Below are 1,357 nucleotides of genomic sequence, written 5' to 3'. Positions count from 1 at the left end.
CTAATACTGCAACGGCAGTTGGTCGTCGTGTGGTAGATCATCGTTGTGGTGGTCGATGTGGTGATGGGGCAGCTGGATCGGGTTCATGATCGGATCGCGGGACGGTTCAGGCGGTCGGAGCCGCGGGGCCGGGCTCGGGAGTATGTGTCCGGGCTGGTCGCGGGGTTGGAGCGGAAGAACGGCTGGACACTGGCGGAGCAGTCCGGTGAGGTGTCTCCGGATGGGATGCAGCGGTTGTTGCGCTGGGCGGACTGGGACATCGACGGGGTGCGTGACGACGTGCGGGACTACGTGGTCGAGCATCTCGGCGAGCCGGGCGGCGTGCTGATCGTGGACGACACCGGGTTCCTGAAGAAAGGTGTGCGCTCGGCCGGGGTGCAGCGGCAGTATTCCGGGACGGCGGGGCGGATCGAGAACTGTCAGATCGGGACCTTTCTCGCCTATGCCGGTGATCATGGGCATGCGCTGATCGATCGGGCGCTGTATCTGCCGGAGCCGTGGATCGCCGACCGGGACCGGTGCCAACGGGCGGGGATTCCGGATGAGGTCGAGTTCGCCACGAAGCCGCGGCAGGCGATGGGCATGCTGGCGCGGGCGTTCGAGGCGGGTGTGCCGTTCGCGTGGGTCACCGCCGATGAGGCCTACGGGCAGGTCAAGTACCTGCGAGCCTGGCTGGAGGAACACGACGCCGCGTACGTGCTGGCCACCAAGGTCAACGACACCCTGATCACCGCCGAGGGCACCGAACAGCGGGCCGATGAGCTGATCGCGGACCTGCCCGCCCGGGCGTGGCGGCGGTTGTCGGTCGGTGCCGGCGCGCACGGGCCGCGCGAGTACGACTGGGCACGGGTGCCGGTCCGGATTGGCTGGCAGGCCGGGCGCGGGCACTGGCTGCTCGCCCGGCGTTCGATCTCTGATCCGACCGAGATCGCCTACTACATCTGCTACGGGCCCCGCCGGTCCACCCTGCTGAACCTGGCCTGGATCGCCGGGGCGCGCTGGCGGATCGAAGAGTGTTTCCAGCAGGCCAAGAACGAAGCCGGACTGGATCACTACCAGGTCCGGTCCTGGCGGGCGTGGTACGCCCACATCACCCTGTCGATGCTCGCCCACGCCTGGCTCGCCGTCGCCAAATCCCTTGCCATAAAAGGGGAATCGGTATCGCCGAACCAGACATGATCAGCTTTACACTACCGGAGATCCGGCGCCTGCTCACCAAGCTGGTCCTGCGTGTCGCCGACGCCGCCGAACACATCTGGTCCTGGTCACGCTTCCGCCGCCGACGACAACACCAAGCCCGCCTCAGCCACTACAAACGCCGCGGCTACCCACTTCCTTAACTGCCGTTGCAGTACTA

General features: G+C 66.8%; 1 protein-coding gene. It reads left to right on the top strand.

Annotated elements, in window-relative coordinates:
* The first annotated feature begins 45 nt into the window (after positions 1-45).
* On the top strand, positions 46-1,179 hold the full coding sequence (locus tag D0C15_RS33835; RefSeq protein ID WP_043829840.1) for an IS701 family transposase: 1,134 nt from the start codon (positions 46-48) through the stop codon (positions 1,177-1,179).
* The last annotated feature ends 178 nt before the right edge of the window (positions 1,180-1,357 follow it).

The organism is Amycolatopsis palatopharyngis, from assembly GCF_003385185.1.
GTDB lineage: Bacteria > Actinomycetota > Actinomycetes > Mycobacteriales > Pseudonocardiaceae > Amycolatopsis > Amycolatopsis palatopharyngis.
The sequence above is the reverse complement of the archived record's forward strand: the minus strand, read 5'-3'. Positions and strand labels throughout refer to the sequence as shown.